This is a genomic window from Streptomyces sp. NPDC107528, from assembly GCF_055639295.1.
This window is the reverse complement of record NZ_JBVKAV010000016.1, coordinates 42,404-67,942: the sequence shown is the minus strand read 5'-3', so window position 1 is coordinate 67,942 and position 25,539 is coordinate 42,404. Positions and strand designations below refer to the sequence as shown.

Here is a 25,539-nt window from a genome sequence, read left to right as displayed (position 1 = left end):
TTCGCATCAAGCCACACCATCGAAGGGTGCACGTACCTGACGGATTCATAGACGCCCCGACCTCCGCCGTGACCGGAGTGGTCGCCGCTGCCGCCGTCGCCGTGAGCCTGCGCGGCGCACGCCGTGAACTCGACGAGCGAACGGCCCCGTTGGCCGGCCTGGTGGCCGCGTTCATCTTCGCGGTGCAGATGCTGAACTTCCCCGTCGCGGCCGGGACCAGCGGGCATCTGCTCGGCGGCGCCCTCGCCGCAATACTCGTCGGCCCCTACACCGGCGCGCTGTGCATCTCCGTCGTCCTGCTGATGCAGGGCATCCTCTTCGCGGACGGCGGCCTCACCGCGCTCGGCGTGAACATCACCAACATGGCGATCGTCGGCGTCGTCGTCGCCTACGCCGTCTTCCGGGGCCTGGTGAAGGTCCTGCCGAAGACCCGGCGCTCGATCACCGCCGCCTCCTTCGTCTCCGCGCTGGTGTCCGTGCCGGCCGCGGCGCTCGCGTTCACCCTGCTGTTCTGGATCGGCGGCACCACCGACGTCCCGATCGGCAAGGTCGCCACCGCCATGGGCGGCGTCCACCTCCTGATCGGCATCGGCGAGGCCGCGATCACCGCGCTGACGATCGGCGCCGTCATCGCCGTACGGCCGGACCTCGTCCACGGCGCCCGTGATCTGCGGCAGCCGCTGAAGCTGCGGGTCGGCGGCGAGCTCGTCGACGCTCCCGGCGCCGAGGCCGAGCAGCCGGTCGCGGCCCGGACCTCACGCCGCACCGTGTGGATCAGCGGTCTGGTCACCTCCCTCGTCCTCGCCGGGTTCGTCAGCTTCTACGCCTCGGCCAGCCCCGACGGCCTGGAGAAGGTCGCCGAGGACAAGGGCTTCGCCGAGTCCGCGGAGGAGCACGCGAACGCCGACTCCCCGCTCGCCGACTACGGCGTCAAGGACGTCGACGACGTCCGGCTGTCCGGCGGCCTCGCCGGCGTGATCGGCGTCGGCGCGACCGTCGTCGCGGGCACCGGCATCTTCTGGGCGGTGCGCCGGCGCCGTACGGACGAGGCGGCCGACGTGTCGCCCACGAGCACGAACGTCTGAGACCCGACATGGGTGCCGGGCACGCGCACAGGCTCTACCGGCACGGGCACTCGCCCGTGCACGGTCTGCCGCCGCACACCAAGCTCGCCGCGACGTTCGCGTTCGTGGTCGTCGTGGTGTCGACGCCGCGGGAGGCGATGTGGGCGTTCGGCCTGTACGCCGTGCTGCTCGCGCTCGTCGCCGTCGTCGCGCGCGTGCCCGCCGCCTTTCTGCTCAGGCGGCTGCTGATCGAGGTGCCGTTCGTCGCGTTCGCGGTGCTGCTGCCGTTCGTGGCGGAGGGCGAGCAGGTCGAGGTGCTGGGCATGTCGCTGAGCGTCAGCGGACTGTGGGGCGCCTGGAACGTGCTCGCGAAGGGCACCCTGGGCGTCGCCGCCTCCGTACTCCTCGCCTCCACCACCGAGCTGCGCGAACTCCTGCTGGGTCTGCAGCGGCTGAAACTGCCGCCCCTCCTCGTGCAGATCGCGTCCTTCATGATCCGCTACGGCGATGTCATCGCCGACGAGATGCGGCGGATGCGCATCGCACGGGAGTCGCGCGGCTTTGAAGCGAAGGGCGTGCGGCACTGGGGCGTGCTCGCGAAGTCGGCGGGCGCGCTGTTCATCCGGTCCTACGAGCGGGGTGAGCGCGTACATCTGGCCATGATCAGCCGGGGGTACGCCGGTTCGATGCCGGTGATCGACGAGGTGACCGCGTCCCGGGCGCAGTGGTCGTACGCCCTCTCGCTGCCCTTCGCCGCCCTAGTCGTCTGCGTGTTGGGATGGGCCCTGTGAGTACTGCTTCCCTGGAGGTCTCCGGCCTCGCCTTCGCCTACCCCGACGGCCACCAGGCCCTGTTCGGCGTGGACTTCACCATCGCGCGCGGCGAGCGGGTCGCGCTGCTCGGCCCGAACGGCGCCGGCAAGACGACCCTCGTCCTGCACCTCAACGGCATCCTGACCGGCGGCACCGGCAGCGTGCAGGTCGCCGGACTGCCCGTCGGCAGGCAGCACATGGCCGAGATCCGGCGCCGGGTCGGGATCGTGTTCCAGGACCCGGACGACCAGCTGTTCATGCCGACGGTCCGGGAGGACGTCGCCTTCGGGCCGGCGGCGGCCGGACTGAAGAATCCTGAGCTGGAGGAACGCGTCGACCGGGCGCTGGAGCGGGTCGGCATGGCCGAGTTCAAGGGCCGTCCGCCGCATCACCTCTCCTTCGGCCAGCGGCGCCGGGTCGCGGTGGCGACCGTCCTCGCGATGGAACCGGAGATCCTCGTCCTGGACGAGCCCTCCTCCAACCTGGACCCCGCCTCCCGACGCGAACTGGCCGACATCCTGCGCTCGTTGGACGTCACCGTCCTGATGGTCACGCACGACCTGCCGTACGCCCTTGAACTGTGCCCGCGCTCCCTGGTCCTGAGTGAGGGCGTGATCGCGGCGGACGGCAAGACGGCCGAACTCCTCGCGGACGACGAGCTCATGCGCGCCCATCGCCTTGAGCTGCCGTTCGGATTCGACCCGCGGTCCGTGACAATGGGCGCGTGACGGATCAAGAGGACGTGGGGTCGCTGTCCCTGGACGACCAGCTCTGCTTCGCGCTGTACGCCGCCCAGCGGGCGGTGACGGCCGCGTACCGCCCGCTCCTCGACGACCTCGGCCTCACCTACCCGCAGTACCTCGTGCTGCTGGTCCTGTGGGAGCGGGGCGAGACGCCGGTGAAGGAGCTGGCCGCCGCGCTGCGCCTCGACTACGGCACCGTCTCCCCGCTGTTGAAGCGGCTGGAGGCGGCCGGCCTGGTACGGCGTGAGCGATCGGCGCGGGACGAGCGGTCCGTGCTCGTGGCCGTCACCGGGCGCGGTCAGGAGCTGCGGGAGCGCGCGAAGTGCGTGCCCGGCTCACTGCTCACCGCGACGGGGCTCGACGCGGCGGGAGTCGCGCGACTGCGCGAGGAGTTGTGGCAGCTCGCGCACCGAGCACACCCCACCGCGGACCCCACCCCCTGAACTCGGGTTACCCCCGGTTCCCACCCCCTGGTAACGGGGCCCGACTTACCGGCCAGTACCTTGTGCACGATGTACTTGTGCGCGCCTTTTTCCGATGCGCGCTGTCTGGGGGGAGGTCCAACCATGACCGACGAGGGCACCGTCGTCGACACCCGTCCGACGAAGATCATGTACGTCGCCGAGGCCACCGCGCACGGCGGCCGGGACGGCTATGTCACCAGCCAGGACGGCCAGATCGAGCTCAAGGTCGCGATGCCCCCGGAACTGGGCGGCGACGGTAACGGCACCAACCCCGAGCAGCTGTTCGCCGCCGGCTACAGCACCTGCTTCCACAACGCGCTGATCCTCGTCGGCAACCGCGAGGGCTACGACCTCACCGGCTCCACGGTCGCCGCGAAGGTCGGCATCGGCCCCAACAAGCTGCGCGGCTACGGCCTCGCGGTCGCGCTCAGCGTCTCCCTGCCGGTGCTGGACGCGGGTCTCGCCGCCAAGCTGGTGGACGCGGCGCACGAGATCTGCCCGTACTCCAACGCCACCCGCGGCAACATCGACGTCACGATCCTGCTCGGCTGAGGCCCCGCCCTCTCAGCACCTGGAATTCGTTCGTGGCACACGTATCCGACCGCTAGCCTGCCGGGCATGACGTCCTCGGAAGCATCGGAATCACATGCCCACCCACGTTTCGCCGAGGCTCTGCACGAGCTCGGACTGAGCGACCTGAACGCCCGGATGCGCCGGTTCCCGGACGCGACCCGCACCGCGGCGGAGGCCGCCGCAGCGATCGGGTGCGAGCTCAGCGAGATCTGCAAGTCGCTGATCTTCGCGGCCGACGGCGTCCCCGTGCTCGTCCTGATGGACGGGGCCTCCCGGGTCGACCTGGAGCTGGTGCGGAAGGAACTCGGCGCCGAGAAGGTCACCCGTGCCAAGGTCGACGTCGTACGGGAGACCACCGGGTACGCCATCGGGGGCGTGCCGCCCTTCGGGCACCGGACGAAGACACGCGTGCTCGCCGATCGGTCGCTGCTCGGGCACGACGTCGTCTGGGCCGCCGCCGGTAACCCGCACGTGGTGTTCCCCATGGCACCCCTGGACCTGGTCGCCCATGCCGGTGCCACCCTGGTGGACGTGCGCGAGCAGACTTCGTGACCCCGCTGGTCACGGCCGCCGTCCTGCTCGCGGCCGTCACGCACGCCGGCTGGAACGCCATCGCCCACAAGATCACCGACAAGCTGGTGGGATTCACGCTCATCGCCGGTGGCGGGGTTCTGATCGGGCTGGCCCTCATACCCTTCGGGGCGTTCCCGGCGGCCGAGGCGTGGCCGTACCTTCTCGCCTCCGCCGTCGTCCACATCGTTTACTTCGCGCTGCTCATGAAGTCCTTCCGGCTGGGGGACTTCGGGCAGGCCTACCCCCTCGCACGCGGCACCGCGCCGCTCGTGGTCGCCGTACTGGCGGCCGTGTTCGCGCACGAGGTGCCGAACGGCTGGGCGGCCGCCGGCATCGCCCTGTCCTGCGCGGGACTGACCGGTGTCGCCCTGTGGGGGCTGCGCGGGAGCCGGCCCAACTGGGCCGCGATCGGGGCCGCGCTGGCGACCGGCCTGAGCATCGCGGCGTACACCGTCATCGACGGGCTGGGCGTACGGGCCTCCGGGTCGCCCCTCGGTTACATCGCCTGGCTGATGGTGGCCGAGGGGCTCGTCATCCCGGCGTACGCGGTCTGGCGCTGGCGGGGCGACACGGTCGCCGTGCTGCGGCCGTTCGCCGCGCTGGGGCTGCTCGGCGCCGCGCTGTCCGTCACCGCGTACGCGCTGGTCCTGTGGGCGCAGACGAAGGCCGAACTGGCGCCGATCGCCGCCCTGCGGGAGTCGTCCATCATCGTGGGGGCCGCGATCGGGGCGGTGTTCTTCAAGGAGCGGTTCGGGGCGCCGCGGATCGCGGCGGCAGCGCTGCTGGTGGTGGGCATCGGGCTGATGCTGCACACGGGTTAGGTGAAAGCCCCGGCCGTCGGCCGGGGCTTCACCGGTCAGGCGGTCAGCCGCCGAAGGCGCTGTTGTTGCAGCCCATCGTCGAGCCCAGGTGCGTGGCCTGGCTGCCCGAGTCGCCCTCGCCGTTGAGGCCGTTGCCCAGCACACCGTTGAGCAGACCGACGACGCCGAGGATGTCGATGTTCAGGTCGTGGGACTTGCACTGGGTGCTCTGCTGGACCTTGTACTGGTCCCCGCCGTCGGCGTGGGCCGCGCCGGCGCCCAGGAACCCGACGGTGGTCAGGGCGGCGACCAGGACGGCGGCCTTACGAAGCTTCTGCATGTCATCTCCGGTGGAGTGAGGTGGATGCAATGCGTGAAGGGGTGACCCCTTACGATTAAGGGAGATTAAGTAAGAAATGCCCCAAATCATCCTGCGGCGCGCCGAGTTTCGACATCTTGCGCCAGAAGTGCGGCACCCTAGGCGAGCGTCGGCTTGCCCACCCGGAACGCGAACTGGCCGCAGTAGGTGAGCTTCCGCAGGTTCACCAGGGCCGTCCTGCGGTGGCCGTGCCGCGCCCACTGGTCGATCTCGGAGTTGAGCGGGGACTGCTCGTCCCAGTACCGGCTGTACTCCGGCGGCCTGCCCAGGTAGCTCCGCATGATCAGAGCCACCCCGTCGAGCGAGGGCCGGATCTCCTCCAGCGCGAGCCCCGCTTCCTCGACCAGCATCCGGAAGCCGTACGGCGTGTAGTTCCACAGGCTGAAGGAGTGGTACGGCTCGAACTGGGACGTCGATCCGATGAAGCAGCCGCCGGGCGCCAGCACCCGGGCGATCTCCGCGAGCAGTTCGCGCGGGCGGGCGACGTGTTCGAAGACCTGGTGCGAGTAGATCAGCGGCAGCGAGTCGCAGGCGAGCGGGAGACGGACGCCGTCGTAGTGCACCACCGGGTCACCGCCGGGCGTGCGCTGGCCCGCCTCCGGTGAGTCCCGGATGTCGATGCCGACCCACCGCACCTCGGGGTCGTGCTTGCGGAAGAGGGCGGCGGACGTGCCGCGTCCGCATCCCAGGTCGACGACCAGCCCGGGCGCGCCGGGGGCGCTCATCACCTCGTCGACGTAGTACCGCGAGGTGACCTGACGGGCGTGGTCGTCGGGGATGCAGTCCCGCATGAGGTCCCAGAGGGTCGCCATGCTCCGATGCTACGGACACTCACCGTTGCCCGCGATTCACGCTCCGTGAGAGGGGTGGGAGCGGCGTGACGCCCGAGAGGTCGTGTGCCGCAACGCTGTTGCGGTCGGTGACCGAGCGGCCCAGGGCATGGTGGGGCCACAGGCCCGCGGCCACCCGGCGGCTGCGCTCGCTCCACTGCCGGGCCGCCAGGTCGCCGGCCTTGTAGTGGTTGAGCGCGTAGCCGCCGGAGTGGATGCGCAGCAGGGTGAAGCCGCCGGGGTACTCCTTGGCGGCGGCGACCTCCTGCTGGGTGACATGCGGGGCGCGCACCAGCACGGTGCGCTTGTTGCGGTGGGTGTGGCCCGCGTGGTGGAGGAAGACGCCGGGGGCGTTCGCGTAGGCGTCGACGACGGTGCGGGCCTGGCGGCGCTCCAGGCACTGGCCGCGGGTCACCGGGAAGACGGAGTCCCGCACGGTCAGCGGATGGTGGCCGAACACCACCGTCGGCTGGTCCGGCTCCTCCCTCAACCTGGCCTGGAACCAAGCGAGTTGATCGGGCCCGAGGCCGCCCGCGTCGGCGCCGTTGCCGGTCTTGACGTAGGTGTCGAGGCCGATGATCCGCAGTCCGCCGAGGTCACGGGCGAAGTATCCGGGTCCGCCGCTGCCCGTCAGGCCCGGGAAGGCGGTGTGGAAGGTGGAGTTGTCGGCGGAGCGGTCGTGGTTGCCGCGTACGACGAAGTAGTCCTGCCCGTGGGTGCCGAAGCCGTCCAGGATCCGCCGGGCCTCGCCCAGGTCGTGGGCCGCACCGCCGGCCGAGATGTCGCCCCCGGCCAGCAGCAGGTCCGCCCCGCGCCGCCGGGCCTCCTCGACCAGGGCGCGGCTCATCAGCTCGGGATACGGCGCCCGTCCCGGTTGCTGCGGCACCCCCCGCAGCAGGGGCAGCCCGCCGACGAGGCCCGCGGTGGTCTCGCCGAGGTGCAGATCGTTGCAGAGCGCGACCGAGAGCAGGTGCCGGCCGGGCGGGGGCTGCGGGGTGGTGAAGGAGTACGGCCCGCCGCTCGTGCCGAACCCGAACGTCGACGTGCCCACCGCGTTGCCGCGCACGAGGTGCAGCGGGGTGGGGGTGGCGGCCACGCCCCGTGAGCGGGCCCGGTAGTAGTACGTCTGCCCCGGCTCCAGGCCGGTGAGCTCGACCTGGTGATGGGCGGTCGGCCGGTCGACGGACGCGGTCTGGTTGAGCCGGGAGGGGTGGGTGCCGTAGACGACCTCACCCTCGGTGATCGCGGGCAGGGGGTGGCCCAGGCCGTCGTCGGTGCCGGGGATCCCGGTGTACCAGGTGATGACGGCGCTGTCCTCGGTGAGGGTGACCAGTTCGAGGTTGACGGCGATCAGGGCGTCGGGGTGGTGCGAGCGGGCCCGCTGCATGGCGGCGGAGGCCGAGCGCAGCAGGGCGGGGGCGAGGCGGGCACCGGAGCGCAGCACCTCGCAGGGGCCGGGGAAGGCCGACAGTGCTGCGAGAGAGGGGAGGTGGGCGGAGAAGCAGCAGCGCATGTCCTCGATATGGCCCTGTGCGGTTAACGGGGGAGGTGGCGGTGACGGCGGGGCCAGGTCCGGCGCACGACATCTCCATGGAACGCGACATCTCCATGGAAGCAGGGCGAAGCCGGTCCTCGAAGCGGATGTGCCGAGTCTCACTGATCCCGGGTTGCGCTCTTTGCGCACCGGCGTCCCCTACGGCAACAGGCGCCCCATATTGACTGTGCGGCGGCACCCTCCGAGGCGCACCCTGGAAGCAGAGATTCCGGAGGTGATCGTCATGATGCAGACCACTGTGGGATGGCATGTCGAGATGGAGTTCCAGGAGGACGAGACCCACACGAGGGCGGTCGCGATGGTGCGGCTCCCGGACGGCAGCGAGGTACGCGCGCACGGACACGCCGCACGGCACCACACGGACGCGAATCAGCCACGCGTCGGTGAGGAGATCGCCGGCGCCCGTGCGCTGAACGAGCTCGCGATGCAGATGCTCACCAAGGCGCACAGCGAGATCGACCAGGCGTCGGGGCGTACGTCCCACCCCATCCACGTCTGAGCCCCTCGTCTGAGCCCCCGTCTGAGCCGCACGCCGCGCGACCACCGCACGCTAGGCGAGTGCCGCCCGTACCGCCCGTATCAACCCCTGCGCCCTCGGGTCCGCCGTCACCGTCTTGCGGAAGCCGTTCGTCACATAGCCGAAGGCGATCCCCGTCTCCGGGTCGGCGAAGCCGAGGGCGCCGCCGCGGCCGGGGTGGCCGAAGGAGCCCGGGCCCAGCAGCGGGGACGCGCTGCCGTGCAGCATGTAGCCCAGACCGAAACGGGTGTTGACCACCAGGACGCGGTCCGGGCCGGCCGACTCCTGCGCCCGCGCCAGTTCCACCGTCGCCGGGTCGAAGAGCCGCACCCCGTCGACCTCGCCGATGAGCGCGGCGTAGAAGCGGGCGAGACCGTCGGCCGTCGCGATGCCGTTCGTCGCGGGCAGGGCGGCGGCGAGGTAGGCGGGGTCGTTCTGGTCGGGGAAGGGGGTGATCGCGGCGAAGGCGCGGCGCGTGAGGGAGTCCGGGTCCGCGTAGGCCTCGGTGACCGTGCGCTTCGGACGTGCGTGGAGCCCGCCCGCCGGCTCGGGCCCCTCGACCCGGCCGGTACGGCCCACCCGGCCCGCCTCGGACTCCGGCAGCCCGAGCCACAGGTCGAGGCCGAGCGGACCGGCGATCTCCGCCGCGAGCCACTCGCCGGCCCACCGCCCGGTCACCCGGCGCACCAGCTCGTCCAGCAGCCAGCCGTAGGTCAGCGCGTGATAGCCGTGGTCGGTGCCCGGCACCCACGCGGGCGCCTGAGCCGCCACCGCCTCGGGCCCGCGGTGCGGGTCCAGCGCCTCCTCGGGCGTGAGCGGGCGGTCGAGCACCGGGAGCCCGGCGCGGTGGTTGAGCACGTGCCGGACCAGCAGCCGCTCCTTGCCGTGCGCCTTGAACTCCGGCCAGTACTCACCCACGGGCGCGTCCAGGTCCAGTTCTCCACGCTGCCGCAGGATCAGGGGTACGGCGGCGGCGACGCCCTTGGTCGCCGAGCGCACGACCTGCGCGGTGCCGTGCTGCCACGGCTGCGTGCCGTCGACGTCCTTCGTGCCGGCCCACAGGTCGACGACCTTGCGCCCGTCCCGGTACACGGCGACGGCTGCGCCGCGCTCCCCGAGGGTGCCGTAGTTCCGTATGAACGCCTCCCGGACCGGCTCGAAGCCCTCGGCCACTGTGCCGTTCACGTCCACGCCCGTGCTCCCCTGCGAATGTCTCGTTCCGCGGCCGGTTCGTCCGCCTTCGACACTCATCCCAACACGGGTGCGCGACCTTGGATTCCGTTATGTGGCCGACGTCTCGCCGGTCTTGAGGCCGCGGTTCGCTCCCCGCACAGAAGCCGGTGAGGGCAACCCGTCCCCACGGAGCCCTCACCGGCCGGCCTGTTACTTCAAGGGTGGTACGTCAGCGGCGGCCCGTCAGGCGCGCACCAGTGCCCGGTCCTCGTCGGGGTCCTCGGATCCCTTCGACTCGGCGTCCGTGCGCAGGCCCTCGCCCTCCACGTCCACGTTCGGCAGGGCCCGGTCCAGCCACTTCGGGAGCCACCAGGCCTTCTTGCCGAGCAGGGCCAGGACCGCCGGGACGATGGCCATCCGCACGATGAACGCGTCGAAGAACACCGCGATCGCCAGGCCGAAGCCGATCATCTTGACCATGGACTCGGACGAGCCGATGAAGCCCGCGAAGACCGCCATCATGATCACGGCCGCGGCCGAGACGACCCTCGCGCCGTGCTTGAACCCGGTCACCACCGCCTGGCTCGGCTTCTCGCCATGGACGTACGCCTCGCGCATCCGCGTCACGAGGAACACCTCGTAGTCCATCGCCAGGCCGAAGACCACGCCGACCATGAAGATCGGCATCATGGACATCACGGGGCCGGTCTCCTCCACGCCCATCAGGCCCGCGAACCAGCCCCACTGGAAGACCGCGACCACCGCGCCGAGCGCCGCCATCACGCTCAGCAGGAAGCCGAGCGCCGCCTTCAGCGGGACCAGGATCGAACGGAAGACCACGATCAGGAGCAGGAAGGCGAGGCCGACCACCAGCGCCAGATACGGCAGCAGCGCGTCGTTCAGCTTCTCGGAGACGTCGATGTTCATCGCCGTGGAGCCGGTGACCAGTACGGTCGCGTCCGTGTCGGCCTTGACCTCCGCGCCCTTGTCGCGGATGGCGTGGACCAGGTCCTCGGTGGTGACGGAGGACGGCTTGGCGTCCGGGATCACCGTGATCGTCGCCGTGTCGCCCGCCTTGTTGGGCGCCGCGGGCGTCACCGCCACGACGTTCTTGATGCCCTTGATGTCGTCGCCGACCTGCTTGAAGGCCGCGTCCGGGTCACCGCTGCCCTTGGCGTCGACCACGACCATCAGCGGGCCGTTGAAGCCGGGCCCGAAGCCGTCGGACAGGAGGTCGTACGCACGCCGCTGCGTGGTGGACGTCGGCTGCGAACCGTCGTCGCCGAGACCCAGTTCGAGGGAGCTCGCGGGGATGGCCGCGGCGCCGAGGCCCACGACGCCCAGGAGGAGGATGGCGATCGGACGGCGTACGACGAAGCTGGCCCAGCGGGTGCCGAGGTTCGGCTTGGCCGGCCTGTCCGCCTCGCCGGTGCCGGAGGCCGCCTTCTTCGCGGCCCGGTTGCCGCCCATCCACCGGCTCTTCTTCCCGGCGGGCTGCACCTTCTTGCCGGCGTAGCCGAGCAGGGCCGGGATCATCGTCAGCGCGATCAGCACCGCGATCACGACCGTGCCGGCCGCCGCGATGCCCATCTTCGTGAGCATCGGGATGTTGACGACCGACAGGCCGACCAGCGCGATGACCACCGTCAGACCGGCGAAGACCACCGCGGAGCCCGCGGTGCCGACGGCCCGGCCGGCCGCCTCCTCGCGTTCGCGGCCCTCGGCCAGTTCGGCGCGGTAGCGGGAGACGATGAACAGGGCGTAGTCGATGCCGACCGCCAGGCCGATCATCATCGCCAGCGTCGAGGTCGTGGAGCCCAGCTCCAGCGCGCTCGCCAGGGCCGTGATCGTCGAGATGCCGATACCGACACCGATCAGGGCGGTCAGCAACGGGAGCCCCGCCGCGATGAGCGAGCCGAAGGTGATGACGAGGACGACCGCGGCGACCCCGATGCCGATGATCTCCGTGGCGCCGGTGTGCGGCACCGTCTGGAGCGCGTCACCGCCGATCTCCACGGTCAGCCCGGCGTCCCGCGCGTCCTTCGCGGCGTCCTCCAGGGCGTCCCGTGAGGAGTCCTGCAGTTCCATGCCGGAGACGTCGTACTTCACCGACGCGTACGCGACCGTGCCGTCCCTGCTGACGGCCTTCGCTGTGTACGGGTCGGCGACCGAGGCCACCTCGGAGCCGTCGGACAGCTCCTTGACGGTGTCCTCGACGGTCGCCTTGTTGCCGGCGTCCGTCATCTTCTGCCCGTCCGGCGCCTTGAAGACGACCCGGGCGGTGGCGCCGTCGGCGCTCATGCCGGGGAAGCGCTGTTCCAGCAGGTCGAAGGCCTTCTGCGCCTCGGTGCCGGGGATCGAGAAGGACGTCGTGCCCGCGGCGGGCGCGCTGGCCGCACCCACACCGGCGAGGGTGAGCAGCGCGACCCATATGAGGGCGACGAAATGCCGTCGCCTGAAGGCGAGCCGGCCGAGTTTGTAGAGGAACGTGGCCACGAGGGCGTCTCCCGGTCAGGTCGTGGATTGGGGGGCCTGTGTCGGAACTCCGGCCGGATCAGCGCACGTCGTCTGGTGCGTGCGATCGCAAGGCGCCGGAGCGCCCTCGTGGCGGAGCCACGTGGGCGGTTCGGCAACGCGGCGAGCGTGCGTGCCAGGCGGCGGGCCCCCGGCCGGGGTTCCGACACAGGCCCCAGGGCAGGGGTCATCAGCCCGACGACGTGAGCGGTTACGTCAGGTGGAGGGCTTGCTCAGGGGACTGTCAGTGGGTGGGCGCGCCGAGGGCGGGGAGGACCACGGCGTCGATGTACGACATGAGGAAGGACTGCGTCGGCGGCTGGTCGTCGATCAGCGTCCGGGTGGCGAACGCGCCGACGAGCATGTGCACCACGTACTCCAGCGCGGGGCAGTCGGCACGGACCTCGCCGCGGTCGACGGCCCGCTGGACCACCCGGTTGAACTCCTCCATCTCCGGCTCGATGAGCAGTTCCTTGAAGGCCTGGAGAAGGTCGGGGTTGGCGTGCACCGCCATGAACAGACCCCGCATCAGCGCGGCGTTCTGCTGCATGTGGCAGTCGTCCTCGCGTGACGTGAGGGCGTGGAGGTCGCCCCGCAGGGAACCGGTGTCGACGTCGGCGATGTTCCCCGGCTTGTTGTGCCGGATCGCCTTCGCCACCAGCTCGGGCTTGCCGCCCCACTGGCGGTAGAGCGTCGCCTTGCTGGACCGGGTGCGGGCCGCCACGGCGTCCATGGTGAGGGCGTCGTAGCCGACCTCCCGGAGCAGGTCGAGCACGGCCTCGTACAACTCGGCCTCGCGCTCAGGGGTGATCCGACTGCGGCGCCCCGGTGCAAGCACCGGCTCCACTGGAGCGGCTGACGCCGCGCCCTTGGATGCCTCGGTCACGGTCCTCACCTTCCCACTCCGAACGACACGGTTTCGTACACCTAGAAGGTACCTCATCCGCGAGCGAAACGAAACGGTTTCGTTCGTGTCCTGGGTCACGCGCACACCCTCATGCCGGGCATGTCACGAGTTGCTGAGGTCCGTTCCCGGGAAAAGCATGGGTAGGTGAGCTATCTGCGCCTGCCGCACCTCCATGACGACCTGCTGTGCTTCGTGGCCGAGGACGACCTGTGGCTGGCCCCCCTCGACGGTCCGGCCCGCGCCTGGCGGCTCACCGTGGACCGCACCAAGACCGGCCACCCCCGCTTCTCCCCCGACGGCCGCCACATCGCGTACACGAGCTGGCGCAGCCTGGTCCCCGAGATCCACCTCGTCCCGGTCGACGGCGGCCCCGGCCGCCAGCTCACGCACTGGGGCTCGGCGGACACCCAGGTGTGCGGCTGGACCCCCGACGGCGTGATCCTCGCCGTCGCCTCGCACGGCGAGCCCTTCTCCCACTTCACCTGGGCCTACAAGGTCCGCCCGGACGGCGACCCCGGCCGCAAGCTCCCCTGGGGCCCGTGCTCCGACCTCCAGGTCACCGACCTCGACGGCGAACGCAAGACCCTGCTCCTGACCGGCACCCCGCCGCACGAACCGGCCGCCTGGAAGCGCTACCGGGGCGGGGCCACGGGCAGGCTCTGGCTGCACGGCGAACGCCTGCTCGCGGACCTCGGCGGCCACCTCGCCTCCCCCATGTTCGTCGGCGGCCGGATCGCCTTCCTCTCCGACCACGAGGGCGTCGGCAACCTCTACTCGTGCGCGTACGACGGCTCCGACCTGCGCCGGCACACCGACCACGACGCCTTCTACGCCCGGCACGCCGCGAGCGACGGCACCCGGGTGGTGTACCAGTGCGCGGGCGACCTGTGGATCGTGGACGACCTCGCCGCGGACTCCGAGCCGCGCCGGCTCGACGTACGCCTGAGCGGGCCGCGCGCGGGCCGCCGTCCGTACCAGGTGCCGGCCGCCCAGCACGTCGACGGCATCTCCGTGGACGAGACGGGCCGCGCGAGCGCCGTGGTCGTGCGCGGCAGCCTGTACTGGCTCACCCACCGGGACGGCCCCGCCCGCACGATCATCGACACCCCCGGCGTACGGGTCCGGCTCCCGGAGATGCTCGGCTCGGTCGGCCAGGTCGCGTATGTGACGGACGCGCAGGGCGAGGACGCCATCGAGATCGCCTACCTGCCCAGGGCCACCGGCGACCGCGAGCCGCGCCGACTGGCCTCGGGCGAGCTGGGCCGGGTCCTGGAGATGGTCGCCGACCCGCAGGGTGAGCGCCTCGCGATCGCCGCGCACGACGGACGCCTCCTGCTCCTCGACGTCACGGAGGACTCCAACGGCGAGGTCACCGAACTGATCCGGTCCGTCAACGGCCCCGTGCGGGACCTGGCCTTCTCCCCGGACGGCAGCTGGCTGACGTGGTCGCACCCCGGCATCGGCCGCACCCTGCGCCAGATCAAGCTGGCGCGCATAAAGGACCGGATGATCGTCGACGTCACCAACGGCCGCTTCGAGGACGAGAATCCGGTGTTCACCCGGGACGGCCGCTACCTGGCCTTCCTCTCCTGGCGCGGCTTCGACCCGGTGTACGACGTCCACACCGGCGACCTGTCCTTCCCGCTGGGCTGCCGCCCCTACCTGGTCCCCCTGTCCTCCGCGACCCCCTCCCCCTTCGCCCTGAACCCGGAGGGCCGCCCCGCGGCCGGCGGCCTGGACCCGGTGGAGGACGAGGAGGGCGGCGACGGCGGCGCGCCGACCGTCGAGATCGAGGGCCTGGAGAGCCGGGTCACCCCGTTCCCGGTCACCGCCTCCAAGTACTCGGCGCTGTACCCGGTCGCGGGCGGCGGACTGGTCTGGCTGCGCTGGCCGATCTCGGGGGCGCTGGGCGAGACGTTCGCCAACCCGGACGACATGACCGGCCGGCCCACCCTCGAACACTTCAACATCAGCAAGGCGAAGAAGTCCGAACTCGTCGACCACCTCGACTGGTTCGCGGTGAGCGGCGACGGCACCCGGCTGGTCCTGGTCGACGAGAACGACCTGCGCGGTGTCCCGGCCTCCGAGTCCGGCGACAGTGACACGACGGTGTGGATCGACCTGCGCCGCATCCTGCACCAGGTGGACCCGACGGCCGAGTGGAGGCAGTCCTACGCGGAGGCGGGCCGGCTGATCCGGGCGTACTTCTGGGAGCCGGAGATGTGCGGCATCGACTGGGACGCGGTGCTCGCCCAGTACCGCCCCCTGGTCGAACGTGTCGCCTCCCCCGACGAGTTCGCGGACCTCCTCCGCGAGGTGCTGGGCGAACTCGGCACCTCACACGCCTACGTCTCCGCAGCCCGCCGCAACGAGGGCCCGGCCCACTACCAGCGCTGGCAGGGCCTGCTCGGCGCCAACTTCGTGCGCCGCGACGAGGGCTGGATGGTCAAGCGCATCCTCCCCGGCGAGTCCTCCGACTCCAAGGCCCGTTCCCCGCTGGCAGGCACCGGCATCCGGGAAGGCGCCGTCCTCACCCACGTCGACGGCCGTCTCGTGGACCCCGTCACGGGCCCCTACCCCCTCCTGGCCGGCGCCGGCGGCACGACGGTGGAACTGACGTTCACCCCCGCAGAGGGCGAGGCGGGCCGCGCACGCCGCGTGGCCGTGGTCCCCCTCATCGACGAACGCCCCCTGCGCTACCAGGACTGGGTCGCCAAACGCCGCGCCGTCGTACGGGAGTTGAGCGACGGCCGCTGCGGCTACCTGCACATCCCGGACATGGGCGGCTCGGGCTGGGCCCAGTTCAACCGGGACCTGCGCATGGAGATGTCCCGCCCCGCACTGATCGTCGACGTCCGCGGCAACGCGGGCGGCCACATCAGCGAGCTGGTAGTGGAGAAGCTCACCCGCACGATCCTCGGCTGGGACCTCACCCGCAACGCCCAGCCGGTGTCGTACGCCTCGAACGCCCCGCGCGGCCCGGTCGTCGCCCTCGCCGACGAGGCGACCTCCTCGGACGGCGACATGATCACGGCGGCCTTCAAACTCCTCAAACTGGGACCGGTCGTGGGCCAGCGCACCTGGGGCGGAGTGGTCGGCATGACCGGCCGCCACCGCCTCGGCGACGGCACGGTGATCACGGTCCCGATGAACGCGGCCTGGTTCGACGCGTACGGCTGGAGCGTCGAGAACAAGGGGGTGAGCCCGGACGTCGAGGTCCTGCGGACACCGCTGGACTGGGCGGAGGGCCGCCACGCCCAGCTGACGGACGCGGTGGAACTCGCCCTGGAACTCCTGGAGACGAACCCCGCGGCAACGCCCCCGGACTACGCACACGTACCAAACCGCTCACGTCCGAAGCTGCCCCCGCGTTCTTGAGCCAGGGGAGCCCACCCAGAAGCGCGGGACTGCTTCAATTTGCGGCTCCGCCGCGTGGGCGCGACCCGACACCACGCCTCTTGAACACGCGACGGCACCAACACCCCAAGGGGCGCGGGGAACTGCGCGACAAGCCCCCACCGGCCCGCACCCCACAGCGCACCCGTCCACACAAGCCAAAACGCGGGGCACCCACCAAAACAGTGGGCGCCCCGCGCTCAGCGAACCGACTGACTACCGGTCGTAGTCCTGGTCGAACCGCTCCTCGTCCTCACGCTCACGCTCACGCATCGGCTCGGACTCCTCGTCCCGCGGCGGCCGCTGGCGCCCACGCTCCGGCTGGCCCTGCGGACGCTGCGGGCCCTGCTGCCCGTGCTGCCCGTGCTGACGCGCACGCTCCTGCAGCTGCTCGGACTTCTCCTTGAACTGGTCCTTCATGCCCATGTGGGTTCACTCCCGTAGTGAGTGGGGTTGGCCCCTCGGTGGGGCCTCGACCAGATTCACACGGGCGATAACCCTGCGCATGTCGATCAGTTACGCCGCGTAATACGCTCCTGCTCATCGGCGGCGCCGCCCGCGCCGACCAACCCCGTCCGCACCCCCACCAGCCGGTCCCCGAACCGCCGCATCTCCCGTTGCCCCACGGTCCCGATGATCCCCGGCAGGTACCCGCGCACCCCCTGCATCCCGCGCAGCCACCACTGCGCGTAGACATGGCTGGAGCGCCGCTCGATCCCGGCCACGATCCGGTCGACCGCCGGCCCCAGCGGATACGTCTTGTTGGCCGGCCAGGGCAGCCGCTTCCTCAACTCCCGCATGACGTCGTCCTGATCGGCGCCGCGCACCATGTCGGTGTCGGTCCAGGACAGATAGCCGACCCCCACCCGCACGCCCCTGTAACCGACTTCGGCCCGCAGACTGTGCGCGTACGCCTCCACACCGGACTTGGACGCGCAGTACGCGGTCATCATCGGCGCCGGCGTGATGGCCGCGAGCGAGGCTATCTGCAGGAGATAGCCCCGGCTCTCCAACAGCACCGGCAGAAACGTGCGAGCCGTCACCGCCGACCCGATGAGGTTGACCTCGATGACCCGCCGCCACGCCTCCGGGTCGGAGTCCACGAACGGTCCCCCGCTGGCGACACCCGCGTTGGCGACGACGACGTCGACCTTCCCGAACCGTTCCTTCACCTCCAGCGCCACCCGCGCCATCGCCTCGTGATCCGTCACGTCGGCGTACCAGTGGTCGCTGTCGCTGTGCAGCCGTGCGGAGACCTGCTTGAGGGCGTCCGCCTCCAGCCCCACGAGCGCCACCTTCGCGCCGCGCGCCGAGAGCTTGCGGGCGAGGAGCTCCCCGACGCCCCGCGCCGCCCCCGTGACGACGGCGACCTGTCCTTCAAGGCTCACCCTGCTCATGCGCCCTCCTTGACCTGCGTGTACGTGTCGGCCTGCGGGTACGTCATGACGAGCTCCCGTATCTTCCCGGCCACCAGCTCGGGCGCCTCGACCGGTGTCATGTGCCCGAGCCCGGGCAGTTCGGTGACGCCGAGGCAGTGCGGCAGCGCGGCGGCCAGCGAGCGGGCGTGCACCGGCGGGGTCAGGCGGTCGGCCGTGCCGACGACCACCGCGGTCGGCACCGTCAACTCCCGCACGCCGTGGTCGAGATCGAGCAGATCCAGCACGTTCGACCAGGCGTATCGCACCTTGCGCGGGCACGCGTGCACGATCCGCGCGCACGCCTCGACCATGTGCGGGGCCGAACCGGGGCCCATCGTCGCGTACTTGAGAATCGCCCTCGCGATCGGCGTGACCGGCCCGAGCGGCGCCCGGGAGCCGAGGATGTGCTTGGTCAGCCAGGTCCGCAGCCGCCCCGGCCGCATCGGTACGACCGTGGACTCGGCGACCAGCCGCGAGGCGCCCGTGCTGCACAGCAGGACCGCGGCGGCGTGCGCCCGGAATCCCGGGCGGCCGGCGGCGGCCATCACCGTCATGCCGCCCATGGAGTGCCCGACGATCACGGCCTTCTCGCCGGGTGCGAGCGTGGCCTCCAGTACGGCTTCGAGGTCGTCGGCGAGAGCGTCGCTGCTGCACGCCGGGCTCGCCGGACTGCGTCCGTGGCCGCGCTGGTCGTAGGCGATGACCCGGTGATCGACGGCCAGCTCCCGGATCTGCGCCGCCCAGAAGGCGGTCGAGCAGGTCCAGCCGTGCGCGAGCACGACGGCGGGCGCGGCCGTGTCGTCGAGGGGACCGTGCACCTCCACGTGCAGACGGGCGCCGTCGGCGGATATCGCCGTCAGCTCACGGGCGGGGGCGGGTGGGGCGTACGGCCCGGAGGCGACGTGCGTCAGCCGGCTCACGCGGTCACCTCCGACGTGGCGTCCTTGGACTTGGCGTTTTTGGTCTTGGCGTTTTTGGACTTGGCATTTCTGGACTCGGCGTCCTTCTCGGCCGGCGCTCGCAGGAGTTCGTACTCCGCCAGATCCACCCGCCGCGTGGCCCGCCGGAACTCGGACGTCGTACCGGGCCACACCGTCGTGTTGCGGCCGCTGGCATCCAGGTACCAGCTGGTGCAGCCGCCCGTGTTCCACACCGTCCGCTTCATGCGTTCCTGAACCCGCCGGTTCCAGGCGTGCACGGCGCTGGGCCGGGCGTCCAGAGCCGCGCGTCCACCGAGGACGTCCAACTGCTTCACGAAGTCGGCCATGTAGTTCAGCTGGGACTCGATCATGAGGATCATGGACGAGTTCCCGAGGCCCGTGTTGGGCCCGATGATCGTCATCCAGTTCGGGAACCCGGCGGCGGACGCGCCGCGCAGCGCCTCCATCCCGCCCTTCCACGCCTCGGCGAGGGTCTTGCCCTCCGCGCCCACCACCCGGTCCGCGATCGGCATGTCGGTGACGTGGAACCCCGTGCCGAAGACGATCGCGTCGGCCTCGGCCTCGCTGCCGTCGGCGGCGACCAGGGTCGAGCCGCGGACCTCGCTGAGACCACTGGCGACGAGGTCCACGTTGGGCTGGGCGAGCGCCGGATAGTACTCACTGCTCAGCAGGATCCGCTTGCAGCCGATGCGGTAGTCGGGGGTCAGCTTGGCGCGCAGGGCCGGGTCCTTGATGGAGCGGCCCATGTTCCGCTTGGCCAACTGCTCGATGAGACCCAGCTCGTTGGGGCGCTTGGTGAACGCCTGGACCTGAAGCTCCCGGATGCCCCACAGCAGTCCGCGGCGCAGTTGCGCGGTGAGGGGCAGGGCCCGGTGCAGGGAGCGCTCGACGCCGGTGATGGCACGGTCGACGCGGGGCATGACCCACGGCGGGGTGCGCTGGAAGAGCGTGAGCCGCTCGACCTCCGGCTGGATGGACGGCACGATCTGGATGGCGGAGGCGCCGGTGCCGACCATCGCGACGCGCTTGCCGCGCAGGTCGAAGTCGTGGTCCCAGCGGGCGGAGTGGAAGACCTTGCCCGGGAAGGAGTCGAGCCCCGGGATGTCCGGCATCTTCGGGTCGGACAGCGGCCCGGTGGCGGAGACGACGAGGTCGGCCGACAGATTCCCGCTGCTGGTCTCGATGTCCCAGCACAGCCGCTCGGCGTTCCAGGTCATCCGCTGCACCTCCGAGTTGAAGCGGATGTGCGGCCGCAGGCGGAAGACGTCGGTGACGTGCTCCAGGTAGGCGCGGATGTGCTGCTGGCCGGAGAAGGTGCGCGGCCAGTCGGGGTTGGGCGCGAAGGAGAAGGAGTACAGATGGGACGGCACGTCACACGCACACCCCGGATAGCTGTTGTCCCGCCAGGTGCCTCCGACGCTGTCGGCCCGCTCCAGGACGACGAAGTCGGTGACGCCCTCGCGCCGCAGCCGTACGGCGGCCCCCAGCCCGCCGAACCCGGACCCGACCACCGCGACCCGCACATGTTCGCGTTCGGCCATGCCTGTGCCTCCCTAGCTTCTCCCGGACCCCGGAAACCGGAACCATGCCAGTGAACACTGGCACAATGGGGAGAGTAGAGGAGGTCCGTACCGACCGGTAGGGGTCGGATCGAGGAAAGTTACCGCCGGTACGAATTAAGGTTCCCGGGTGACCGAGAAGCGTGAATACCGCATGGAGGAACTGGCCCGCCTGGCCGGCATCACGACGCGCACCCTGCGCTTCTACCGGGAACGCAAGCTGATCCCGCCACCCCGCCGCGAGGGCCGCATCGCCTGGTACGACGACCACCACCTGGCCCGACTGCGCACGATCTCGGCCCTGCTGGAACGCGGCCACACCCTGAACGGCATCGCGGAACTGGCCGACGCCCTCGACCACGGCCGCGACGTCGCCGACCTCCTCGGCGCCGCCCCCACGGAGGAGGAGCCGGTCCGCCTCACCCCCGAGGAACTCGCCGCACGCTTCGAGGGCCAGGTCACCCCGGAGAACCTCGCCGCCGCCCTGGAGCTCGGCTACCTCGGCACCGACGGCGGCGAGATCGTCCACATCAGCCGCCGCCTCCTGGACGTCTCCTCGGCCCTGGTCCGCGAGGGCATCCCCCTCGCCGAGGTCCTGGCGGCGGGCAAGCAGGTCCGCGAGCGCGTCGACGACCTCGCGGAGATGTTCGCCGAACTGGTCCTGCGCCACGCCCGCGAGGACGACCTCCAGCGCCTGCGCCCACTCGCCCGGAGCGTGGTGGAAGCGGAGCTTTCGCTGGCACTGGACCGACGGCTACGGAAGGGCGGCTAGCGCCCGAGATCACCTCACGCCTCAGCTGTCCAGCGGCAGGCAGCGCGCCTGCATCCAGCAGTGCAACGACTCCTGCGGGACGGGGTTCGGGTGTCAGTCGCCAAGGGGCGATCGGGCGGCGGCCCGGAGCGGCTGGCCGGGCCTGACACCTCCCGCTTGACCTTCACAGTCGGGCCACGTCCCTGACGTGCCTACGGTGCGTGTGGGGGTGTGCGGGTTTCAGCGCACCCCCACGGTCCAAGTCACTTGTGGAAGACGACTGTCACGGGAGCGTGATCCGACCACCGTTCGTCGTGACTGGCGGCTCGCTCCACGTACGCTTTGGCCGCCTTCCCCGCAAGGCCCGGGGTCGCCACGGCGAGGTCGATCCTCCAACCTGTATCTCTCTCGAAAGCCCGCCCCCGGTACGACCACCAGGTATACGGCCCCTCCACATCCGGATGCAGCGCCCGCACGACATCGACATAGCCGGCGGCGCCCGGCGCGAACACCTCGGTCAGCCACTCCCGCTCCTCCGGCAGGAACCCGGAGTTCTTGGTGTTGCCGCGCCAGTTCTTCAGGTCGGCCTGCTGGTGGGCGATGTTCCAGTCGCCGCAGACCAGGACCTCGCGGCCGTCGGCGGCGGCGCGCTCGCGCAGGGCCTTCAGGTAGGCGAGGAATTCGCCCATGAAGCGGACCTTCTCGTCCTGCCGCTCGGTGCCCACCTCGCCGGAGGGGAGGTAGAGCGAGGCGACCGTCACACCCGGCAGGTCGGCCTCGACGTAACGCCCACTGTCGTCGAACTCACTCGACCCGAAGCCGACCTGGATCCGGTCGGGCTCGCGGCGGGTGTAGAGGGAGACGCCGGCGCGGCCCTTGGCGGCGGCCGGCGCGTGCACGACGTGCCAGCCGTCGGGCGCGCGGACGCCCTCGGGCAGCTGCTGCGGCTCCGCGCGCACCTCCTGAAGGCACAGCACATCGGCCTCGGTGCCGGCGAGCCACTCCACGAAGCCCTTCTTCGCGGCGGCCCGCAGCCCGTTCACATTCACAGAGGTCACAGTGAGCACTCGGGCACCCTACCGGCACACTGGACGGTGTCCGATTCTGGAACTTCTTGACCTTGAATTGATATACGGTATCCAGCATGCATATACGCTCCGTCCCTTTCGGCCACCCCGACGCCGTCAAGCTCAACGACCAAGTGCAGGCCGAGTACGGCGTCCGCTACGGCGATGACGGTGACGCCACACCTCTGGACACGGCGGACTTCAGGCCGCCGAACGGCCTGTACCTGATCGCGTACGACGCGCTCGGCACCCCCGTCGCGTCCGGCGGCTGGCGGGCCCAGGACGAGAACGGCGAGGGCAACGAGGACGGGGACGCCGAGCTCAAGCGGATGTACGTCATCGAGCAGATGCGCGGGCGCGGCCTGGCGAGACGCATCCTTGCCGCGCTGGAGGACGACGCGCGGGCGGCGGGCCGCACCCGCATGGTGCTGGAGACCGGGGCGAAGCAGCCGGAGGCGGTGGCGCTGTACACGTCCAGCGGCTACGAGCCGTGCGGGAAGTTCGGCTACTACCGCTTCCACGATCTGAGCCTGTGTTATGCGAAGGCGCTGTGAGCGGTCACTTCCGTGCGGCGTTGACGCGGTAGAGGTCCCGCACACAGAGGTTGAGGACGGTGGCGGCGACGACGAGCCCGGCGCACACCATCAGCACCGTCCGGTTGTCCCAGCTGCCGGCGGCGAGCGCGGTGAGCAGGTAGCCGAGCGGAATGGCCAGCCGCTCCCCGACGCTGTTGAACGCGCTCATGCGACCCAACTCGCCCTGCGGCACATGCTGCTGGAAGGCGGTTGTCCACGCGACGATCGCCACGTCCAACGCGATCCCCGCGAGCAGGGCGGCCAACAGCAGCCAGGGCAGCGGCAGTCCCCACGCCATGACGAGCAACGGCCCGGCGAGCGGCGCACCGGCCGCGACCGCCACGACCATCAGCCGGTACGGCCGCCAGCGCAGGCACACCACGGTCCCGACCAGCAGCCCCGCGGAGAACGCGGCCGCCACGAGCCCCCAGTCACGCGCCCCCGCGTACTGCTCCGCCGCGACGACCGGCCCCAGCAACTGGAACCCGGCCAGCCAGGCGGCGACAAGGACGGCCCCGGCGACCGTGTAGGTCCACAGCCAGGTCCGCGACCAGAAGCCGGTCCAGCCCTCCCTCAGGTCACTCAGCGCGCTGGTGACGGTGACTTGCGCGTCCAGGCGCAGCCCGAGCAGCAGGACGGCGGCCACGGCGAAGGTGAGCGCGTCCCAGGCCAGCGCCCAGGCCGGGCCGCCGGCCGCGACGACGACGCCGCCGATGGCGGGCCCGAGCACTTTGACGGCGTTGCTCGGCAGCCTGAGCAGGGCGTTGGCCTGCTGCAACTGCTCCGCCGGCACGATCTGGGGCACGGCGCCCTGGGTGGCGGGCACGGTGAAGGCCATGGCCGTCCCCGAGACGAAGCCGCAGACCGCGATGGAGGTGGTCGTGGCCTGCCCGATGGCGACGGTCACGGCCAGCGCCCCCTGAGCGGCGGCCGCCAGCAGGTTGCCGAGGAAGAGCAGCCTGCTCCGGGAGACACGGTCCGCGAGCACTCCGCCCACGAGAAGGAAGACGATGGTGGGCACGGTGTTCGTGGCGAGCACCACACCGAGGTCGCCGGCGCCACCGCCCTGCTCGATCACGGAGTAGGCGAGCGCGAGGGGTGCCATCGCGGATCCGGTGGCGGAGATGAGACTGGCGGTCACGAACCGCCGGAAGCGTGCGTCTCGCAGCGGCGTCACGCGCCTCGCCGGTAACTCCGCGGTGGCCTTCTGCACGGTCCCCCTCAAGACGTGACCCCTTGGGAACAACAAAGATCCCGCCCGATCAACCGATCGGACGGGATCTTTCAACTACCCAAGTTTCCCTGGAAAGTTGTTGCGGTGGACCTGAGGGGATTTGAACCCCTGGCCCCCTCGATGCGAACGAGGTGCGCTACCGGACTGCGCCACAGGCCCTTGCAACGAGTGAAACTTTAGCACCCCGATCGGGGTGCTTGGAAATCCGTTCCCTGGCCGGACGAGGGCGGCTACTCGTTCGCGGCGCGCGGCCGCTCGCCGTCCTCGAACTGGTCGAACAGCGGCGTACGGCCCCGCTCACGCGCCCGGCGGGCGGAGGCGGCCCGGCGCGCGTCGCTACGACCGCCCCCCTCGGCTTTCTCCTCCTCGCGGCCCGAGTCGCCCGGCTCGGCGCCCCGCGCGGGCCCGTCCGCGGCCTCGGCTGCCTCCCGGTCCCGGCCGACGGGGCTCGACCGTGCCGAGCTCCAGGCGTCCGGGGCGCCGAGGTCCACGTCGGAGGTGGCCCGAGGCGCGACCGGCGCGGTCACGTACGTCGGCAGGGGCACCGGTACCGGGTCCCAGCTGTCGCCGTGGCCGGGCCTGCGCTGCCGCTCGCGCTGCTGGTCGACCCACTCGGCGTGGTCGGTCTGCTCGACGAGGGCGCGCCGGTCCGCGGCGAGGGCGGAGAGCCCGGGGTCGGTACCTGGTTCGGGCCCCTCGTCGGACTCGTCGAGGCCGGCACCTGCGTCGGCGGGGCCGCGGCGGCGCGACTGGCGCGCATGCTCGCGGAGCCGCTGCGCGGCGATCTCTGCGCGGCGCCGGTCCATCTGGTAGGCGAAGCGGCGGCGCTCCTGGGAGCGCAGATACGCGATGTACCCACTGAGCATGACGGCGGGAACGCCGGGCGCCCACAGGAACGCGAGCCCGCCGACCGCGGCGACGATCGCGCCGAGGGTGAAGGCGAGGAAGAGGACGACGGTGGTGCGCCGACGGCGCGCGAGCACCTTCAGGCGCCGGGCCCGCGCTGCTGCCGCCTCCTCCGAGGCCGAGGGCGCCCGCCGGGCGGCGGGCACTCGCTTGCGCGCCTTGGCCGCCGGGCCGGAGCCCGCTTCGGCCGTGGGCGCGCCCGCGCGTTCGGGGGCCTGCCTGGACCCGTGTTCGGGTGCCGGTTTGCCCCCCTGTTCTCGCATGGGTTCCCGCGCGGATTCCCGTGCCGGCTCCGGGCGCGCCGGGGCCTGTGCCTGTACCGCAGCCTGGGTCTGCGGACGGGTCGGAGGCACGGCGAAGGCCCGGACGTCCACCGACTCGGTGACGTCGCCCGGGTCATCGGCGCTGTGCTCCCCCTCCTCGGTGGAGCGCGCGCGCAGGTCCTTGGCGTACCGGCGCTCCATCCCCGCCCGTCCGGACAGCAACCGGATGGCTGTGCTGAAGCGTTCCGTCGGACGGGCCTCGTTCAGCTCGTCCTGCCTACGGAGCCACATCGGCACCAAGTAGGCGGCCCAGGCCCCGACAATGACTGCGTAGATGAGGCCGCTGCTGCTCACGTCTCACACGGTAGAGGGGTTTGCGTGAGGCCATCCGCCAATTGAGCCGGTGTGTCGCACGATCTGGCTGATATTTCGAACTTTTTTTGTGACCGATGCGATCAGCAGCCCGCCGAGGCGCGAATTTAATGCCCTGAGCCGGTCATCCGGCGATCAATTTCGAACACTTAT

The 25,539-nt window shown here is 71.2% G+C and carries 24 protein-coding genes and 1 tRNA gene; 11 read left to right on the top strand and 14 right to left on the bottom strand.

Annotation, left to right across the window (positions count from 1 at the left end):
• Nucleotides 1-26: 26 nt before the first annotated feature.
• The 7 genes from ACZ7L5_RS39880 (at nt 27) to ACZ7L5_RS39850 (ending at nt 5,050) form a co-directional block, all read left to right on the top strand.
• Entirely contained in the window at nt 27-1,085 is a 1,059-nt protein-coding gene (locus ACZ7L5_RS39880; protein WP_471523388.1) for an energy-coupling factor ABC transporter permease, read from the top strand.
• A gap of 8 nt (nt 1,086-1,093) precedes the next feature.
• Nucleotides 1,094-1,855, top strand: a complete 762-nt coding sequence (cbiQ, locus tag ACZ7L5_RS39875; RefSeq protein WP_471523386.1) for a cobalt ECF transporter T component CbiQ — start codon at nt 1,094-1,096, stop codon at nt 1,853-1,855.
• Nucleotides 1,843-2,604 carry an energy-coupling factor ABC transporter ATP-binding protein gene (locus tag ACZ7L5_RS39870; protein ID WP_471523384.1) on the top strand — a complete coding sequence of 254 codons (762 nt, stop codon included), beginning with the start codon at nt 1,843-1,845 and terminating at the stop codon, nt 2,602-2,604. Before cbiQ ends, ACZ7L5_RS39870 begins: the two co-directional genes overlap by 13 nt.
• A complete protein-coding gene (locus ACZ7L5_RS39865; RefSeq protein ID WP_471523382.1) occupies nt 2,601-3,062 on the top strand; it encodes a MarR family winged helix-turn-helix transcriptional regulator in 462 nt (153 codons plus the stop codon). The genes ACZ7L5_RS39870 and ACZ7L5_RS39865 overlap by 4 nt, the downstream gene beginning before the upstream one ends.
• 123 nt (nt 3,063-3,185) lie before the next feature.
• A complete protein-coding gene (locus ACZ7L5_RS39860; RefSeq protein ID WP_328881100.1) occupies nt 3,186-3,635 on the top strand; it encodes an organic hydroperoxide resistance protein in 450 nt (149 codons plus the stop codon).
• A 66-nt stretch (nt 3,636-3,701) separates the two neighbouring features.
• The gene (locus ACZ7L5_RS39855) at nt 3,702-4,208 is read left to right on the top strand and encodes a YbaK/EbsC family protein (RefSeq protein WP_328881099.1); all 507 of its coding nucleotides are present in this window, start codon (nt 3,702-3,704) and stop codon (nt 4,206-4,208) included.
• Nucleotides 4,205-5,050: an EamA family transporter gene (locus tag ACZ7L5_RS39850; RefSeq protein ID WP_471523380.1), complete on the top strand. Its 846-nt coding sequence runs from the start codon at nt 4,205-4,207 to the stop codon at nt 5,048-5,050. The genes ACZ7L5_RS39855 and ACZ7L5_RS39850 overlap by 4 nt, the downstream gene beginning before the upstream one ends.
• Before the next feature lie 43 nt (nt 5,051-5,093).
• Here ACZ7L5_RS39850 and ACZ7L5_RS39845 read toward each other — a convergent pair whose 3' ends face one another.
• The 3 genes from ACZ7L5_RS39845 to ACZ7L5_RS39835 all read right to left on the bottom strand — a co-directional run bounded on the left by ACZ7L5_RS39845 (nt 5,094) and on the right by ACZ7L5_RS39835 (nt 7,751).
• Nucleotides 5,094-5,369, bottom strand: a complete 276-nt coding sequence (locus ACZ7L5_RS39845) for a hypothetical protein (RefSeq protein WP_362384608.1) — start codon at nt 5,367-5,369, stop codon at nt 5,094-5,096.
• 137 nt (nt 5,370-5,506) lie between these two features.
• Nucleotides 5,507-6,220: a class I SAM-dependent methyltransferase gene (locus ACZ7L5_RS39840; RefSeq protein WP_471523378.1), complete on the bottom strand. Its 714-nt coding sequence runs from the start codon at nt 6,218-6,220 to the stop codon at nt 5,507-5,509.
• 19 nt (nt 6,221-6,239) lie between these two features.
• The gene (locus ACZ7L5_RS39835; RefSeq protein WP_471523376.1) at nt 6,240-7,751 is read right to left on the bottom strand and encodes a purple acid phosphatase family protein; all 1,512 of its coding nucleotides are present in this window, start codon (nt 7,749-7,751) and stop codon (nt 6,240-6,242) included.
• Nucleotides 7,752-8,016: 265 nt separating this feature from the next.
• Between ACZ7L5_RS39835 and ACZ7L5_RS39830 the strand changes: the two genes are divergently transcribed.
• A complete protein-coding gene (locus ACZ7L5_RS39830) occupies nt 8,017-8,292 on the top strand; it encodes a DUF1876 domain-containing protein (RefSeq protein ID WP_328881094.1) in 276 nt (91 codons plus the stop codon).
• A 51-nt stretch (nt 8,293-8,343) separates the two neighbouring features.
• Here ACZ7L5_RS39830 and ACZ7L5_RS39825 read toward each other — a convergent pair whose 3' ends face one another.
• The 3 genes from ACZ7L5_RS39825 to ACZ7L5_RS39815 all read right to left on the bottom strand — a co-directional run bounded on the left by ACZ7L5_RS39825 (nt 8,344) and on the right by ACZ7L5_RS39815 (nt 12,835).
• A complete protein-coding gene (locus ACZ7L5_RS39825) occupies nt 8,344-9,501 on the bottom strand; it encodes a serine hydrolase domain-containing protein (protein ID WP_471523374.1) in 1,158 nt (385 codons plus the stop codon).
• 225 nt (nt 9,502-9,726) lie between these two features.
• Nucleotides 9,727-11,979 (bottom strand): MMPL family transporter, encoded by a 2,253-nt coding sequence (locus ACZ7L5_RS39820; protein ID WP_471523372.1) that lies wholly within the window; start codon nt 11,977-11,979, stop codon nt 9,727-9,729.
• 262 nt (nt 11,980-12,241) lie between these two features.
• Nucleotides 12,242-12,835 (bottom strand): TetR/AcrR family transcriptional regulator, encoded by a 594-nt coding sequence (locus ACZ7L5_RS39815; RefSeq protein ID WP_471523607.1) that lies wholly within the window; start codon nt 12,833-12,835, stop codon nt 12,242-12,244.
• A gap of 213 nt (nt 12,836-13,048) precedes the next feature.
• On the opposite strand from ACZ7L5_RS39815, the gene ACZ7L5_RS39810 reads away from it, so the two are divergent.
• On the top strand, nt 13,049-16,282 hold the full coding sequence (locus ACZ7L5_RS39810; protein ID WP_471523370.1) for a S41 family peptidase: 3,234 nt from the start codon (nt 13,049-13,051) through the stop codon (nt 16,280-16,282).
• A 234-nt stretch (nt 16,283-16,516) separates the two neighbouring features.
• Here ACZ7L5_RS39810 and ACZ7L5_RS39805 read toward each other — a convergent pair whose 3' ends face one another.
• The 4 genes from ACZ7L5_RS39805 to ACZ7L5_RS39790 all read right to left on the bottom strand — a co-directional run bounded on the left by ACZ7L5_RS39805 (nt 16,517) and on the right by ACZ7L5_RS39790 (nt 20,200).
• Complete coding sequence (locus ACZ7L5_RS39805; protein WP_471523368.1) at nt 16,517-16,726, bottom strand: hypothetical protein; 210 nt, start codon at nt 16,724-16,726, stop codon at nt 16,517-16,519.
• Between the two features lie 86 nt (nt 16,727-16,812).
• Nucleotides 16,813-17,697, bottom strand: a complete 885-nt coding sequence (locus ACZ7L5_RS39800; RefSeq protein ID WP_471523366.1) for an SDR family oxidoreductase — start codon at nt 17,695-17,697, stop codon at nt 16,813-16,815.
• On the bottom strand, nt 17,694-18,638 hold the full coding sequence (locus ACZ7L5_RS39795; RefSeq protein WP_471523364.1) for an alpha/beta fold hydrolase: 945 nt from the start codon (nt 18,636-18,638) through the stop codon (nt 17,694-17,696). The genes ACZ7L5_RS39800 and ACZ7L5_RS39795 overlap by 4 nt, the downstream gene beginning before the upstream one ends.
• Nucleotides 18,635-20,200, bottom strand: coding sequence for a flavin-containing monooxygenase (locus tag ACZ7L5_RS39790; RefSeq protein ID WP_471523363.1), 1,566 nt, complete (start codon nt 20,198-20,200; stop codon nt 18,635-18,637). The genes ACZ7L5_RS39795 and ACZ7L5_RS39790 overlap by 4 nt, the downstream gene beginning before the upstream one ends.
• A 148-nt stretch (nt 20,201-20,348) precedes the next feature.
• On the opposite strand from ACZ7L5_RS39790, the gene ACZ7L5_RS39785 reads away from it, so the two are divergent.
• Nucleotides 20,349-20,990: a MerR family transcriptional regulator gene (locus ACZ7L5_RS39785; protein WP_471523361.1), complete on the top strand. Its 642-nt coding sequence runs from the start codon at nt 20,349-20,351 to the stop codon at nt 20,988-20,990.
• 242 nt (nt 20,991-21,232) lie between these two features.
• On the opposite strand, the gene ACZ7L5_RS39780 is transcribed toward ACZ7L5_RS39785, so the two are convergent.
• Nucleotides 21,233-22,036, bottom strand: a complete 804-nt coding sequence (locus ACZ7L5_RS39780; protein ID WP_471523359.1) for an exodeoxyribonuclease III — start codon at nt 22,034-22,036, stop codon at nt 21,233-21,235.
• A 77-nt stretch (nt 22,037-22,113) separates the two neighbouring features.
• Between ACZ7L5_RS39780 and ACZ7L5_RS39775 the strand changes: the two genes are divergently transcribed.
• Complete coding sequence (locus ACZ7L5_RS39775) at nt 22,114-22,590, top strand: GNAT family N-acetyltransferase (RefSeq protein WP_471523357.1); 477 nt, start codon at nt 22,114-22,116, stop codon at nt 22,588-22,590.
• 4 nt (nt 22,591-22,594) lie between these two features.
• Here ACZ7L5_RS39775 and ACZ7L5_RS39770 read toward each other — a convergent pair whose 3' ends face one another.
• The 3 genes from ACZ7L5_RS39770 to sepX all read right to left on the bottom strand — a co-directional run bounded on the left by ACZ7L5_RS39770 (nt 22,595) and on the right by sepX (nt 25,368).
• The gene (locus ACZ7L5_RS39770; RefSeq protein ID WP_471523605.1) at nt 22,595-23,824 is read right to left on the bottom strand and encodes an MFS transporter; all 1,230 of its coding nucleotides are present in this window, start codon (nt 23,822-23,824) and stop codon (nt 22,595-22,597) included.
• A gap of 106 nt (nt 23,825-23,930) precedes the next feature.
• A tRNA-Ala gene (locus ACZ7L5_RS39765) sits at nt 23,931-24,004 on the bottom strand.
• A gap of 71 nt (nt 24,005-24,075) precedes the next feature.
• Entirely contained in the window at nt 24,076-25,368 is a 1,293-nt protein-coding gene (gene sepX / locus ACZ7L5_RS39760; protein ID WP_471523355.1) for a divisome protein SepX/GlpR, read from the bottom strand.
• Nucleotides 25,369-25,539: the final 171 nt, after the last annotated feature.

Bases quoted from the DNA above. Each gene is read 5' to 3' on its own strand.
- cbiQ (WP_471523386.1), top strand. From the start codon at position 1,094: ATGGGTGCCGGGCACGCGCACAGGCTCTACCGGCACGGGCACTCGCCC.
- ACZ7L5_RS39870 (WP_471523384.1), top strand. From the start codon at position 1,843: ATGGGCCCTGTGAGTACTGCTTCCCTGGAGGTCTCCGGCCTCGCCTTC.
- ACZ7L5_RS39860 (WP_328881100.1), top strand. From the start codon at position 3,186: ATGACCGACGAGGGCACCGTCGTCGACACCCGTCCGACGAAGATCATG.
- ACZ7L5_RS39855 (WP_328881099.1), top strand. From the start codon at position 3,702: ATGACGTCCTCGGAAGCATCGGAATCACATGCCCACCCACGTTTCGCC.
- ACZ7L5_RS39845 (WP_362384608.1), bottom strand. From the start codon at position 5,369: ATGCAGAAGCTTCGTAAGGCCGCCGTCCTGGTCGCCGCCCTGACCACC.
- ACZ7L5_RS39840 (WP_471523378.1), bottom strand. From the start codon at position 6,220: ATGGCGACCCTCTGGGACCTCATGCGGGACTGCATCCCCGACGACCAC.
- ACZ7L5_RS39835 (WP_471523376.1), bottom strand. From the start codon at position 7,751: ATGCGCTGCTGCTTCTCCGCCCACCTCCCCTCTCTCGCAGCACTGTCG.
- ACZ7L5_RS39830 (WP_328881094.1), top strand. From the start codon at position 8,017: ATGATGCAGACCACTGTGGGATGGCATGTCGAGATGGAGTTCCAGGAG.
- ACZ7L5_RS39805 (WP_471523368.1), bottom strand. From the start codon at position 16,726: ATGGGCATGAAGGACCAGTTCAAGGAGAAGTCCGAGCAGCTGCAGGAG.
- ACZ7L5_RS39800 (WP_471523366.1), bottom strand. From the start codon at position 17,697: ATGAGCAGGGTGAGCCTTGAAGGACAGGTCGCCGTCGTCACGGGGGCG.
- ACZ7L5_RS39790 (WP_471523363.1), bottom strand. From the start codon at position 20,200: ATGGCCGAACGCGAACATGTGCGGGTCGCGGTGGTCGGGTCCGGGTTC.
- ACZ7L5_RS39775 (WP_471523357.1), top strand. From the start codon at position 22,114: ATGCATATACGCTCCGTCCCTTTCGGCCACCCCGACGCCGTCAAGCTC.